This window comes from Paracoccus sp. P2 (assembly GCF_046335115.1).
Lineage (GTDB): Bacteria > Pseudomonadota > Alphaproteobacteria > Rhodobacterales > Rhodobacteraceae > Paracoccus > Paracoccus pantotrophus.
Genome location: NZ_JBGOSN010000041.1, coordinates 1 through 12,472 on the forward strand (window position 1 = coordinate 1; position 12,472 = coordinate 12,472).

Below are 12,472 nucleotides of genomic sequence, written 5' to 3' on the forward strand. Positions count from 1 at the left end.
AACCGCTTCAATGCCCTCGGATCCGCCGAGATCAAACGCGTGGCATGAACTCAACGCGGAAAGGGAAAACTGCGCTCACACACTGACTTCTGCAACAACGCCGTATCCAGCTGAGTCTGGTGCAATGCGGCACTTGCTGCGGACGCCTACCCTTCGGTCGATTGGAGCTGCCAACGCCCTTCTAGGCAAAACGCGGCCGTCGCCGGATTATGGGCCGGGAAGTCGATGCAGCCTATCTCGTGGCGCGATCAATCGAGAGCGTGCATCAGTCAGAGTTACCGATGACCGCTGTTCCAGTAGCGCCGCACCGCCGCGAGAAACGTCTGATAGTTCTGCATGTTCCAGCAGACATATGAGTTCTCTCGGATCAACCAGTAGAGATCATTCGCGCAGGAAAGTTCGTTTGCATTACATCGTTCCAGCCAGTACAAATAGTTCTCAAAGCTCTGCTGGTATCCTGCAACGAAGTTCTGGTTCGGGACACTCCACAGCATTCCCTCGAGAAAGTATGACGGCGCGACGCCCCTCTTGAGGAAGCCCTCGTCGACCATTGCGTTGCGCATGTTCTTCAGCACCCGCACGTTCGACTTGAAGCGGTTGCTGGTAGCTTGATGCTTAGATGTGCAGTTCTGCTTGTGCTGCCTCGGGAAGTTGACAATCAGTTCCCCGTCAGCCGTGATGAACGATATTCCTACATGATGACGGTTATCCGAAGGCGACCGATACGAGGTGTACCGATGGTGCTCGATGCAAGCCAAAACGTCTGCGTTGCGTCGATTTCCCTCCCCCGGAACAGCAATTGCTTTTCGACCCGGGGTCACACCGCCGCCGAAATTCGCCTTTAGCCAAGCGACTACTTCAGATTTGAACTCCCTGAGGCCGTATTTTGCGGGCGAGCGGTTCGCTTCATACGCTTCCTTCTCCGCTGGGTCGAGACCAGATATGTCGCTGTTGAACACGTCGGTCAGACAAATCACCACATCCACATCGCTCTCGGAGCCTCGGACGTTCGTGTCGTTCCCATAGGAGCCCTGCAGGAATACGTCGATCCCGCGTCCTGCATACGGAGCATCAGGATGCTCGAGAACCGACCTTATCGTCTGGTAGGTCGCTGCGGATTGCTGCTGCGATCCGACATGGGACCAAGTTTCAAGTTGGTTCTCTGAAATTGCCATTTCATACCTCAATTAAACAAGACGTCACGAATTTTGCTCTCGTAGCGGCCGAAGGACTCGCCACCCTGTTGACGCAGTAGGTTCAGCTTATTCAAATCATGCTCAAATAGGTCAGTCGCCATTTCCGGCTTGTTGAAATGGTCGCTAACCCGAGCCGTCGGCACGGTCGCAAACAAGAGCTGGCGCAGTTGATCCATGGACGCCGTATTCACTTCGAGCGTCTTCTGCAGAAGCTGCACCAACCAGAAGCGGCGTTTCATGCGTTCGAATAATGGGTAGCGCGGCTCCGGGTACTGCCCGCAACCTATGCTCAGTACGCGGCACTCAGTCGGTGCGAACCCAAGCGCCCCGGTGGCATCAGCCAATGCGTAGAGCGCAGGATTGTTCGCCACATAGCCGCCGTCGAAGAGCTCGACATCGTTACCCGTGCTCGTTTTCACGATCTTGCGCTCGAAGAACGGGTACGCCGAACAAGACGCTTCCACCGCGTCGGCGAGCGTGCAGCCGAAGCCCGGAACGAATGAAGCACGCCTGCCGTGTGCCTGGGTCTGCATGCTCTTGAAGATCATCGGCGTCTCGAGCTGCCACTTCGTAGTCACGACACCAAGGCCAGTGCAAACCGTGTCGAAACCATCATCTCCGAAGACCTTTTCCCCTACGGCCCGAAGACGCCGCGTGCGCTCGCGCGGTTTCTTGGCTTGCATGATATGCGGGACGTGCTCCCGATAAAGGCAATGGATTTCTTCGACCGTCTTTCCGGTAGCCAACAGCGTGGCGATGATCGAGCCGGTACTTGTCCCGAAGATCAAATCGAAGCTCTCGTGAATAGGCTGAGGGAGCACCGCTTCGACCTCGGCCAGCACTCCGAGGGAATAGAAGCCTTTCGCTCCCCCACCGTCCAAGCTCAAGATCCTGCAAACGCCTTCTGGCATCGGAAGCACGCTCCTAGTCACATCCAGATATAGTGTAGGGTGCGCAGGTCGTATGCAAGGGTTAGCGGTGCATCGTCAAATGGCTGTTCTGTGATGCCGTGCCAAGTGAGTGCGTTCTCGCAACCAACGGCCGCTCCGCGCCCTTCGCCCGCATACTCTGTTTATCTGAAGCTGCCCGGCTCTAGTCATGCCGTTCTGTCCCAACCTCTCCTTGGTCCCAACCCTGTCCCAACCTCCAGAGGAGGTTGGGGACACGAAAAGCCGTTTAAAAACAACGGTGTCCCCAACCTCACTCTGTGGTCCCAACCTTTTGCTACACATTCATGTGGGAGAAAGGAAAAGGTCGGGAACATGTTTTTCTATACGAAAAGAGAAGGACCCCCGTTGGGGACACCGAGGTTGGGACCACATCCGTTCAAGTGATTGGAGTGAAACGATAAAGGGCTGTCCCAACCCCCTCGAAGGTTGGGACCACGCGCTCGGAGGTTGGGACTGGGGCGGGTAGAACGTCGATTGCCGTCTGCCGCCACATCCATCGTCGTTTTCGTTTGGGCCGAGGACCACCGGATGCTAAATCCTGAGGTGACCGAAGCCGAAGGCCCACAGCTTGTGAGCCTTCACGATGAACACACCGATCCCCGCGCAGGACGTCCGCCCCGAGCCGGGCGCGATCAGCCGGTCCTGCATCCTTGCCCTCGATCTCGGCACCACGACCGGCTGGGCGCTCCGCAGCCATGACGGACTGACCACCAGTGGCACGGTCAGCTTTCGGCCCGGACGTTTCGACGGCGGCGGCATGCGCTACCTCCGCTTCACGAACTGGTTGACTGAACTCGATCGGCTGTCCGGACCCATCGCCGCGATCTGGTTTGAGGAGGTGCGCCGCCACGCCGGCACCGACGCCGCCCACATTTACGGTGGGCTGATGGCAACCCTGACCTCGTGGGCCGAACTGCGCGGCATTCCCTACGAGGGCGTTCCGGTCGGGACGATCAAACGCCACGCGACCGGCAAGGGCAATGCGCCCAAGGAGGCGATGATCGCTGCGGCGCGAGCCCGCGGGTTCTCACCTGCCGACGACAACGAGGCGGACGCCATCGCCATTCTGCACTGGGCGATCGAGACGAACGGGGGCCTGGGATGAGGTGGTATCCGAAAGGCTACGGCGGCTCGCGCCGGGATCCCGACCAGGTGAAGCGCGATGGCTGGCATGACGAGGGTGTGCTCGCCGTCTCCGTCGGCGATCACCGCCTGACCTGGCCGGAGCGGGAACTGGTGCGGCAGCTGGGCGAGAAGCTGTATGGGCCTCGGGCGGACGACCGGGAGGCTGCGAATGGCTGAGTGGACGCCCACCATGGTCGAGGACCGGCTCGAGAGCGCGGCCGACGTGTTCCGCTCGTTGCCTGAGGTAAAGCCGCAGGGTTACTTCAACGCCTGGCCGGAGTACTTCCACAGCTTCGCCGACAAGGTCGGCCAGGAGCCACGAACCCGCCGGCCCAAGCCCAGCCCGCGTGACATCACGCAGGCCGAAGATACTCTGCTCTGGCTGCGCTGGCTCGATCCTGCCGATGCGCGCCTGCTCTGGCTCCGGGCGAACCGCAAGCCGTGGAAGCCGATCTGCTGGGAGCTCGGCATCAGCCGCGCGACGGCGAACCGGCGCTGGCAGTACGGGATCGCGGTGATCGTCTGGCGGCTGAACGGGAGGCGTGTGCCGCGGAAGCGGTCGATGCAGTTTGTTGTTCGTGGGACGGGCGCCTGAACCGGCAAGGCAAGCGCATAAGGCTATGGTCGGTGCCCACAAGCGTGCTACACGCTTGTTCAAAACGGGAGATGTTTTGTGAACGCGCTGGTCGGCATCGGCATCTATGACATCCGGGACGCACACCGGCTCACGCAGGCGCCGCGGCAGACCATCCGCCGGTGGCTAACCGGTTACACTTCGAGCACCGGAGTTCATCACCCACCCATGTGGGAACCGGATATCGAGCAATCCGATGCTGTAGCGCTTTCCTTTAGAGACCTCCTCGAACTGCGTGCAATCTATGCTTTCCGCAAGCGCAAAGTGAGCGCTCAGCTTCTCCGCAAAGCGGTGTCGCGAGCGTCAGAAATCATCGGGGCGGATCATCCGTTTTCATCTGCTCGCTTCCGAACTGACGGTGCGTCAATCCTGCTACAATTGGATCGAGAACAGGGTGAGCCCGAGTTGGTGAACATTTTCACCAATCAGCGGGAAATGAAAACGATCATTGAGCAAAGCCTTCGGGACGTCGAGTACGATGGTTTGACGCCGAATGTCTGGCGGCCGATGGGGCGCGCGAGCGGCGTGGTGCTCGACCCATCTCGTTCGTTCGGGCAGCCCATTGAAGAGGACACGGCCATTCCAACAGCCACGCTGGCTGCAGCAGCGAAGGCCGAAGGCAGTGTCGCGCGCGCCGCGGCTCTTTATGAAGTGCCGAGGCACGCCGTTTCTCGAGCCGTCAAGTTCGAGGAGTGGCTCAGCAAAGCGGCATGAACCGCTTCAACGTGTTCTTCGATCATAACTGCCCGCCCGCTATGGCGAGGATGATGGCAGGGTTTCTTTCATCCGAGAAACCGCAGCCTCGATCTGTCGCACTGAGCGACGTGATGGATCGTAGAGCCACAGACGTCGAATGGATCAGCTGGGTTCGTGATCAGCCTGGCGACTGGATCGTTGCGACGGAGAACCACCGGATCCTGCGCGTGCCCGATGAGCGGCGCGCTTTCATGGCCGCAGGTCTTCGTATGTTGGTGATGCCGAAGAGCGTTTTGTCGCTGCCTCACGAGAAGCGCTGTGCCCTCATTCTATGGCAGTGGCCACGCATCACACGCACGATGAGCGAATTTGACCCTCCGCTGGCATTCCAAATGTCTCCGAAGCGCGAGGGAAAGCTCCGGCAGATCGGGCTTTGATTGTGGACCTCTTGGTCGGTGTCAACGCCGACAAACGGGCTTCAGAGGTCAGTCAAGCCCAGAAACATCTTTGAGACAATTTCCGGCGAGACACCGCAAAGCGAGACGGATCGCCCCGCTAACGGTATCCATGGCGATATACTCGGGGTCGTGCGCTCGGGCGAACCGACGCTATTCCCGAGGTGGACACCGGGGCGGGCTTCCGGGGTCCAGCCGGGGTCCAGGCGGCCAAGTCATTGTTTTCCGGTTCCTTTCCGGGCCGAAACGTATGCTGGCGGGCTTGGCGCGCAATATCGCCAGCGACAGGGCCGATTTTTTGGGAAGCCACCGGGAATCCGGATCCACCGGCGCCCCCTGAAAACCTCGTGAATTCAAACACATGACTGGCCACGCGGGGTGGATACCCCCGAATTCCGGAGTCCACCCCGGAAGCCAGTGGACTCCGACCTGCCGGAGTCCACCCCGCGCGGCATGGCCTGCTGCAATCAACCGAACAGGATGCCCGATATGACCCTCGCCTTCGCCCCCGAGCGGATCGAGACCTGGCCGCTGACCAGGCTCCAGCCCTACGCGAAGAACGCGAAGGTGCACGGACCCGAGCAGGTCGCGAAGATCGCCGCCAGCATGGCCGAGTTCGGCTGGACCGTGCCGTGCCTCGTCGGCGAGGACGGCGAACTGATCGCGGGCCATGGCCGGGTGCTGGCCGCGACGCAGCTCGGGCTGACCGAGGCGCCGGTGATCGTGCTCGGCCACCTGACCGAGGCGCAGCGCCGGGCCTACCGGATCGCGGACAACAAGCTGACGGAACTCGGAACATGGGACGAGGCGCTGCTGTCGGCCGAGCTGCAGGACCTGCTGGCCGACGACTACGACCTGTCGCTGGTGGGCTTCTCCGACGGCGAACTCGACAAGCTGCTGGCCTTCGACCCGGACGGGGGCGGTGAAGAAGAGGGTGGCGCCGGGGGCTCCGTGCCGCCGGTGACCATCCCCGAACCGCCGCGCAATCCGGCCTCGCGCACCGGCGATCTGTGGATCCTCGGCGACCATCGCCTGCTGTGCGGCGACTCGACCAGCCACGAGAATGTCCGCCGCCTGATGAACGGCGAGCGCGCGGTGCTGTTCGCGACCGATCCGCCGTATCTCGTCGACTACGACGGCTCCAACCACCCGACGCGAAACAAGGACTGGTCGGCATCCTACGGCACCACCTGGGACGACAGTTCGCAGGGGGCCGAGCTTTACGACGGCTTCATCGCCGCGGCAGTCGCCGAGGCAATCACCGAGGATGCGGCCTGGTACTGCTGGCACGCCTCGCGCCGCCAGGCGATGCTGGAGGCTTGTTGGGAAAAGGCAGGCGCCTTCGTCCATCAGCAGATCATCTGGGTGAAGGACCGCGGGGTTCTGACCCGCTCGCATTACCTGTGGAAGCACGAGCCCTGTTTCATGGGCTGGCGCCGACCGAACCGCCCGCCGAAGGTGGCCGAGCAGACGCTGCCCTCGACCTGGGAGATGCCGTCCTTCGCCAAGGACGAGCGCCCGGATCATCCGACGCCGAAGCCCCTCGATGCCTTCGGCATCCCGATGCGCCAGCATGTGGCGCGCGGTGGCCTCTGCTACGAGCCGTTCTCTGGCTCCGGCTCGCAGATCATGGCGGGCGAGGCCAATGGCCGACGCGTCTTCGCGATGGAAATCAGCCCCGCCTATGTCGATGTCGCCGTCGAACGCTGGCAGGCCGAGACCGGCAAGGACGCGATCCTCGACGGCGACGGCCGGACCTTCGTACAGGTGAGAGTAGAACGGCTGGGCTGATGACCGTTGTTTGGAAGTCGAGGCAACGCTACCTTTTGCGCGTGTACCACAGACGTAGTATGAAAAATGCGCCGCTGCATAAAGGAACCAATCCCTGAGATTTTTGCCGCTTGGGACGCGATGAAAGAGGCGGTTGACGCGCATGTGCATGGCGACTTCGCTCGCGCCGAAGCACTTTTTCGGCAGGCCGACGTTCGAGAGGTTTGGGATTGGCTCAATTCTGCTTGGGTGGGCGTAATTAAAAACGTCGTGGAGATGAAGCCCGCTGGGGACAGCAAGGTCATTGCGAAGTCTGAGCGCGACCCCGACCGCAACATTGCACCTCATGTCCGTGCAGCGGTTCTCGAGCGTGATGGTTACCGGTGCCGGTACTGCGGCATTCCTGTGGTTCATCCAGATATTCGCAAGATCGCCGTGCAATTGTACCCGTCGTCGGTCGGTTGGGATAATCGCGACCCGTCGAAGCAACATGCCGGTTTCCAATGCCTTTGGCTGCAATTCGACCATGTCGAACCCCATAGCCATGGCGGCAGATCGTCGGTCGAAAATGTTGTGATCTCTTGTGCGCTCTGCAATTTCGGCAAAGATCGTTTCACCCTGCGACAGTTGCATGTCGAAGATCCGCGGCTCCGAGAGCCGGAACATATTATTGGCTACGATGGTCTTGAGCGTCTCAGAACGTTCGCAATTCCGGCCGCGCGGCCGCCCAAGGCGAAGAAACAGCCCGTCGTTTTGCCTGTCAGTGTTCAACCTGCTGCCGGAGTCGAGCGTTATTTCTTCCCGGGCGGCTGGATCAGTTCGGGCTATGTGCTAACGCCCGAAATTCAAGGTAAATCGCGGTGGTTCAAGCTTTCCGACGAGGTGCAGGCCGAAGAAGCTGTCAGGGATGGCATTAATGGCTGCTTTGTAGTTTGCCACCCCGAGCTTCTTGCTAGACGCGGTCTCGACGCTGACCAACTGCTGGATGTTCCTCGACCCGAAGGAAAGTGAACAGGGCCGAAGGCGAACAGCGCAGGACCACAAGGATGGGGCGACGACATTGGCGAACACGCCGGTGAACGGCCTGCTTGGCCGCCAGGTCCTGGTGACGCCAATGGCTGGGCCGAATACCTCCGATGCGCGCCGGACCTTGAACCCGCTGTTCGTCGAGGCGCTGATGGGCTGGCCCATCGGGTGGACCGGCTTCGGCTCTGTGGTAACGGAGTGGTCCCGCTGGTCGCGGCGCATGCGCTCCGAACTCTCGCAGCTGAACTGCTGGCCGATGGATGAGGGGGCGCGATGAAACAAAGCCGGGCCATGTCGCTGGTCGAGGCCATCGCCAACGTGGCGGTGGGCTACGGCGTCGCCGTCGTGACGCAGATCCTGATCTTCCCGGTATTCGGGCTGCACACGACGCTGGCGCAGAATCTCAAGATGGGCGCGGTGTTCACGGTGGTGAGCATCGCGCGCTCCTTCGCCCTGCGGCGGCTGTTCGAGGCGATCCGGGTGCGCGGAGCACGATGAGATACCGCCGCCCCATGTGGGACGGCGGCGTTGGGACCGTCGTTGTGTGCGGTGTCAGTCGCTCGGCAGGCTGTAGACCCGACCGCGGCCCTCGACCTTCTCCGAGGTGACTTCGAGCCCGAGCTTCTTCTTGAGCGCGCCGGCGAAGGCGCCTCGGACCGTGTGCGGCTGCCATCCGGTTTCGGTGACGATCTCCTCGATGGTCGCGCCGCCGTCGGCGCGGAGCATCTCGATCAGCTTCGCCTGCTTCGTGCCCGTGCGCGGTGTGCGCGCCTTGGGCGCAGCGTCGGCCTCGGCGGGAGCGCCCTTCGGGGCCTCCGAACTCGGCGCCTCTTCGGCGCCTGTGGGCGCGCTGTCGCCGCTCTCCGGCTCGACGCCGATGGCGGCAAGGCCCGCGTCCGTGATGCGCAGGAGGATGGCGTTGCCGTCCTCGTCGTTGCGCCAGATCCGGTTGAGGGCGGCGTCGGCGCGGATGCGGCTGTCGGTCGTGGTCTCTGCGATCAGCCCGCGGGAGAGCAGCGCGCCCACCACCTTGGCGGCAGCGCCGCCGCGGAGGGAGCCGGGCAGCGGCAGGACGTTGCGGTCCTCGTGCTGCGCCGCGGCGCCGAGGATCAGGGCCTGAATGTCGGAAAGCTTGGTCATGGGGTCGTCTCCGGCTTCGGCCCGCGCGGGATGCGGGGGCTTCTACGACCCCAGGCCGCGCCTCGGCGCGGCGGGAGTTCCGGCAGTGCCGGATGTCAGCGGGCGTGTTCGCCTTCCTTGAAGGCGCTGTCGGTGATCTCGCGCAGCTTGGCGCGGTAGTGGTTCAGGGTGCCGACATGGCCCCAGTCGATCTCGTCGGGGTGGGTGTCGAAATGGTCGGCGCTGAGGGCGGCGAGCCGCTCCAGCATCGCGTCGATCTCGAACTTGGCGGCGACGAAGGCGTCGAGGGCTTCTGAATTGTCGACGGTGCGGCGGGGCATGGCGGGCCTCCTTCTCGGAGTGGTGGGGATCAGGCGTCTTCGAGCGCGCTCTCGAGCTCGCTCGGCTCGCCCTCGAGCAGGCAGGCGGCCTCGAGGATCGCGTCGAGGAGGAGGCGCTGCGCTTCGGCCTCTTCCTCGCTCTGCAGCCAGCCTTCGCTGATCCGGGCGAGGTCCTGGATCTCCAGGGTGTCGCGGCGGATCAGGGCATGTGCGGCGGCGCGGATGAGGTCGGTGAGGGTGGCAGGGGCAGTCATGGTCGGGGCTCCCGAGGTGAGTTGCATCGTCCTTGTGGAACCCGTGTTCGCTCTGTCCGCGCCACCCATCAAGCGAATAAGCATCTGACCAGGAACGATTTTCGGAGCCGCCGATGCAGGGCATGAGCGAGCGGCAATACGCCGCGCATGCGGGGCTCTCGCGCGGGGCGATCCAGAAGGCGAAGGCGGCGGGGCGCCTCGTGCTCTTGCCAGACGGCTCCATCGACGCGGCCGCCAGCGACGCGCGGCGGGCGGAGACGACCGACCCGTCCAAGACCCGCAAGCCGTCCGGCCCGAAGCTGAAGCCCGTGCCCGAGGCGGCCGTCGCCGCTGTGGGGGAGACGCTCCGCGAGCAGGGCCTGGCGGCGCCCGCGGTCGGCGGCGGCACCACGTTCCTGCAGGCCAAGACCGCCAACGAGGTGATGAAGGCGCAGGAGCGGCGCATCCGGCTGCAGAAGCTGAAGGGCGAGCTGGTGGACCGGGCGCGGGCCGAGACGCTGATGTTCCGGCTCGCGCGCGAGGAGCGCGATGCCTGGATCACCTGGCCCGCGCGCGTCGCTGCGCTGATGGCGGCGGAGCTGACGGCGGCGCTGGGGGGCGGGGCGCAAGTGGAGGCGGCGCTGATGCAGAAGGTTCTGGAAGCCCATGTCCGCGCCCAGCTCGACAGCCTCGCCGAGGTCCGCACCGGGCTTGCCGGATGACCTGATCGACTTTGACGGCGCGACCGATCTCCTACGCGCCTGGTCGCGTGGGATCCGCCCCGACCCGGACCTGACGGTCTCGGAATGGGCCGACCGGCATCGCTGGCTCTCGTCACGTGCTTCGGCCGAGCCAGGGCGGTACCGCACCGCGCGCACGCCTTACATGCGCGAGATCATGGATAGGCTCAGCCCCGGCGATCCCACGCAGCGAGTGGTGTTCATGAAGGCCGCGCAGGTGGGCGCCACGGAAGCGGGGAACTGCTTCATCGGGTTTGTCATGCACCATGCGCCCGGTCCGATGCTGGCGGTCCAGCCGACGGTGGAGCTCGCCAAGCGCAACTCGCGGCAGCGGATCGACCCGCTGATCGAGGAAAGCCCGGAGCTGCGCGAGCGGGTGAAGCCTGCCCGGTCCCGCGACGCGGGCAATACCATGCTGTCGAAGGAGTTCGCCGGCGGCATCCTGATCATGACCGGGGCCAACTCGGCGGTCGGGCTGCGGTCCACCCCGGCGCGCTACATCTTCCTCGACGAGGTCGACGCCTATCCGGCCTCGGCCGACGAGGAAGGCGATCCCGTCACGCTGGCCGAAGCGCGCTCGCTGACCTTCGCGCACCGGCGCAAGGTGTTCCTGGTCTCGACGCCGACGATCCGGGGGCTGAGCCGGATCGAGCGCGAGTTCGAGGCCTCCGACCAGCGGCGCTACTTCGTGCCCTGTCCCCATTGCGGGCACAGGCAATGGCTGAAGTTCGAGCGGCTGCGCTGGGAGAAGGGCCGGCCGGAGACGGCGGCCTATCACTGCGAAAGCTGCGAGGCGCCCATCGCCGAGCACCAGAAGACCGCGATGCTGGCGGCGGGGGAGTGGCGCCCCACCGCCACGGCCACCGACCCGCTGACGGTGGGCTACCACCTTTCGGCGCTCTACTCGCCGGTGGGGTGGCTCAGTTGGGCGCGGATCGCGCGGGCGCATGAGGCGGCACGGCGCAGCGACGAAGCCATGCGGGCGTTCCGGAACACCATCCTCGGCGAGACCTGGATGGAAACCGGCGAGGCGCCCGACTGGCAGCGGCTGGCCGACCGCCGCGAGGCATGGGCGCCAGGCACCGTCCCCGCGGGTGGGCTGTTCCTGACCGCCGGGGCGGACGTGCAGAAGGACCGGATCGAGGTCGATGTCTGGGCCTGGGGCCGCGGGCTCGAAAGCTGGCTGGTCGATCACATCGTCATCGAGGGCGGGCCGGGCGACCCCGCCTGCTGGCAGAAGCTCACCGAGCTGCTGGGGCGCACATGGGCACACGCGAACGGCCAGCACCTGACCATCGCGCGGCTCGCCATCGACACGGGTTTCGAGACCAGCGCGGTCTATGGCTGGGCCCGGGCCGTCGGCTTCGCGCAGGTGGCGCCGGTCAAGGGCGTCGAGGGCTTCAACCGCGCGAGCCCGGTGACGGGCCCGACCTATGTGGACGCGACCGTGGCGGGCAAACGCTTGCGCCGCGGCGCCCGGCTCTGGACGGTCGCCACCGCGACATTCAAGGCCGAGAGCTATCGCTTCCTGCGCCAGGAGCGCCCGACCGCGGAGGAGATCGCGGCCGGTGCATCGTTCCCGGCCGGAACGGTGCATCTGCCGGACTGGGCGGACGGCGAGTGGCTCAAGCAGCTCACCGCCGAGCAGCTGGTGACGGTGAAGACCCGGCGCGGCTTCACGAAGCTCGAATGGCAGAAGCTGCGCGAGCGCAACGAGGCGCTGGACTGCCGGGTCTATGCGCGCGCCGCCGCCTGGATCGCCGGCGCCGACCGCTGGCCCGAGGCGCGATGGGCCGATCTCGAGGCGCAGCTGGGGGTAACGGCGGGCGAGAAGCCCGAGGGAGCCACGCCGACCACGGCGCCGACCGCTCCGCGCATTGCATCTCGCCGGCGCATGGTGCGCTCGAGCTACATGAGGTGATCCGATGGCCACGGCCGCAGACCTCCGCGCCCGCCGCGAGGCGCTTCTGGCGCAGCGCTCCTCGGGCGTGGCCCGCGTGAGCTACGACGGCAAGACCGTGGAGTACCGTAGCCTGGCCGAGATCGACCGGGCGATCGAGGCGCTGGAGCGGGAGATCGCGGCGGCCGAGGGGCGGCGGATCGTGCGGCAGGTCCGTGTGACGACCGGCAAGGGGCTCTGATCGATGGGGCTGTTCGACAGGTTCCGCCGCCGGGCGACCGGCGGCC

General features: G+C 64.5%; 17 protein-coding genes. 12 read left to right on the plus strand and 5 right to left on the minus strand.

All coding sequences use genetic code 11. The annotated features are described in order from the left end of the window. Positions 1-275: 275 nt before the first annotated feature. Complete coding sequence (locus tag ACDP63_RS19245; RefSeq protein WP_409928481.1) at positions 276-1,175, minus strand: nucleotidyltransferase; 900 nt, start codon at positions 1,173-1,175, stop codon at positions 276-278. 8 nt (positions 1,176-1,183) lie between these two features. Then, positions 1,184-2,077 carry a patatin-like phospholipase family protein gene (locus ACDP63_RS19250; RefSeq protein ID WP_409928482.1) on the minus strand — a complete coding sequence of 298 codons (894 nt, stop codon included), beginning with the start codon at positions 2,075-2,077 and terminating at the stop codon, positions 1,184-1,186. Between the two features lie 652 nt (positions 2,078-2,729). Here ACDP63_RS19250 and ACDP63_RS19255 point away from each other — a divergent pair. From ACDP63_RS19255 to ACDP63_RS19295, 9 genes are all read left to right on the plus strand, one after another. Then, positions 2,730-3,251 carry a crossover junction endodeoxyribonuclease RuvC gene (locus tag ACDP63_RS19255; RefSeq protein ID WP_409928483.1) on the plus strand — a complete coding sequence of 174 codons (522 nt, stop codon included), beginning with the start codon at positions 2,730-2,732 and terminating at the stop codon, positions 3,249-3,251. Further along, positions 3,248-3,448: a hypothetical protein gene (locus ACDP63_RS19260; protein WP_409928484.1), complete on the plus strand. Its 201-nt coding sequence runs from the start codon at positions 3,248-3,250 to the stop codon at positions 3,446-3,448. Before ACDP63_RS19255 ends, ACDP63_RS19260 begins: the two co-directional genes overlap by 4 nt. Next, the gene (locus tag ACDP63_RS19265) at positions 3,441-3,866 is read left to right on the plus strand and encodes a DUF6362 family protein (RefSeq protein WP_409928485.1); all 426 of its coding nucleotides are present in this window, start codon (positions 3,441-3,443) and stop codon (positions 3,864-3,866) included. The genes ACDP63_RS19260 and ACDP63_RS19265 overlap by 8 nt, the downstream gene beginning before the upstream one ends. A 78-nt stretch (positions 3,867-3,944) precedes the next feature. Further along, positions 3,945-4,619: a hypothetical protein gene (locus ACDP63_RS19270; protein ID WP_409928486.1), complete on the plus strand. Its 675-nt coding sequence runs from the start codon at positions 3,945-3,947 to the stop codon at positions 4,617-4,619. After that, positions 4,616-5,038 (plus strand): hypothetical protein, encoded by a 423-nt coding sequence (locus tag ACDP63_RS19275; RefSeq protein ID WP_409928487.1) that lies wholly within the window; start codon positions 4,616-4,618, stop codon positions 5,036-5,038. Before ACDP63_RS19270 ends, ACDP63_RS19275 begins: the two co-directional genes overlap by 4 nt. A gap of 507 nt (positions 5,039-5,545) precedes the next feature. After that, complete coding sequence (locus tag ACDP63_RS19280; RefSeq protein WP_409928488.1) at positions 5,546-6,847, plus strand: site-specific DNA-methyltransferase; 1,302 nt, start codon at positions 5,546-5,548, stop codon at positions 6,845-6,847. A gap of 66 nt (positions 6,848-6,913) precedes the next feature. Then, a complete protein-coding gene (locus ACDP63_RS19285) occupies positions 6,914-7,837 on the plus strand; it encodes an HNH endonuclease (RefSeq protein WP_409928489.1) in 924 nt (307 codons plus the stop codon). Further along, positions 7,812-8,129, plus strand: coding sequence for a hypothetical protein (locus ACDP63_RS19290; protein ID WP_409928490.1), 318 nt, complete (start codon positions 7,812-7,814; stop codon positions 8,127-8,129). The genes ACDP63_RS19285 and ACDP63_RS19290 overlap by 26 nt, the downstream gene beginning before the upstream one ends. Beyond that, positions 8,126-8,350: a hypothetical protein gene (locus ACDP63_RS19295; RefSeq protein ID WP_021098601.1), complete on the plus strand. Its 225-nt coding sequence runs from the start codon at positions 8,126-8,128 to the stop codon at positions 8,348-8,350. The genes ACDP63_RS19290 and ACDP63_RS19295 overlap by 4 nt, the downstream gene beginning before the upstream one ends. Before the next feature lie 54 nt (positions 8,351-8,404). Here the strand turns inward: ACDP63_RS19295 and ACDP63_RS19300 are convergent, their stop codons facing one another. The 3 genes from ACDP63_RS19300 to ACDP63_RS19310 all read right to left on the minus strand — a co-directional run bounded on the left by ACDP63_RS19300 (position 8,405) and on the right by ACDP63_RS19310 (position 9,566). Beyond that, positions 8,405-8,992 carry a DUF3489 domain-containing protein gene (locus ACDP63_RS19300; protein WP_021098602.1) on the minus strand — a complete coding sequence of 196 codons (588 nt, stop codon included), beginning with the start codon at positions 8,990-8,992 and terminating at the stop codon, positions 8,405-8,407. A gap of 95 nt (positions 8,993-9,087) precedes the next feature. Next, positions 9,088-9,312 (minus strand): hypothetical protein, encoded by a 225-nt coding sequence (locus ACDP63_RS19305; protein WP_021098603.1) that lies wholly within the window; start codon positions 9,310-9,312, stop codon positions 9,088-9,090. 29 nt (positions 9,313-9,341) lie between these two features. Beyond that, complete coding sequence (locus tag ACDP63_RS19310; RefSeq protein WP_021098604.1) at positions 9,342-9,566, minus strand: hypothetical protein; 225 nt, start codon at positions 9,564-9,566, stop codon at positions 9,342-9,344. Between the two features lie 113 nt (positions 9,567-9,679). Here ACDP63_RS19310 and ACDP63_RS19315 point away from each other — a divergent pair, with 113 nt between their 5' ends. The 3 genes from ACDP63_RS19315 to ACDP63_RS19325 are packed head-to-tail and all read left to right on the plus strand — an operon-like array spanning position 9,680 to position 12,426. Further along, entirely contained in the window at positions 9,680-10,267 is a 588-nt protein-coding gene (locus tag ACDP63_RS19315) for a hypothetical protein (RefSeq protein WP_409928491.1), read from the plus strand. Next, positions 10,212-12,206 carry a phage terminase large subunit family protein gene (locus tag ACDP63_RS19320; protein ID WP_021098606.1) on the plus strand — a complete coding sequence of 665 codons (1,995 nt, stop codon included), beginning with the start codon at positions 10,212-10,214 and terminating at the stop codon, positions 12,204-12,206. The genes ACDP63_RS19315 and ACDP63_RS19320 overlap by 56 nt, the downstream gene beginning before the upstream one ends. Before the next feature lie 4 nt (positions 12,207-12,210). Continuing rightward, the gene (locus ACDP63_RS19325) at positions 12,211-12,426 is read left to right on the plus strand and encodes a phage head-tail joining protein (protein WP_021098607.1); all 216 of its coding nucleotides are present in this window, start codon (positions 12,211-12,213) and stop codon (positions 12,424-12,426) included. Positions 12,427-12,472: the final 46 nt, after the last annotated feature.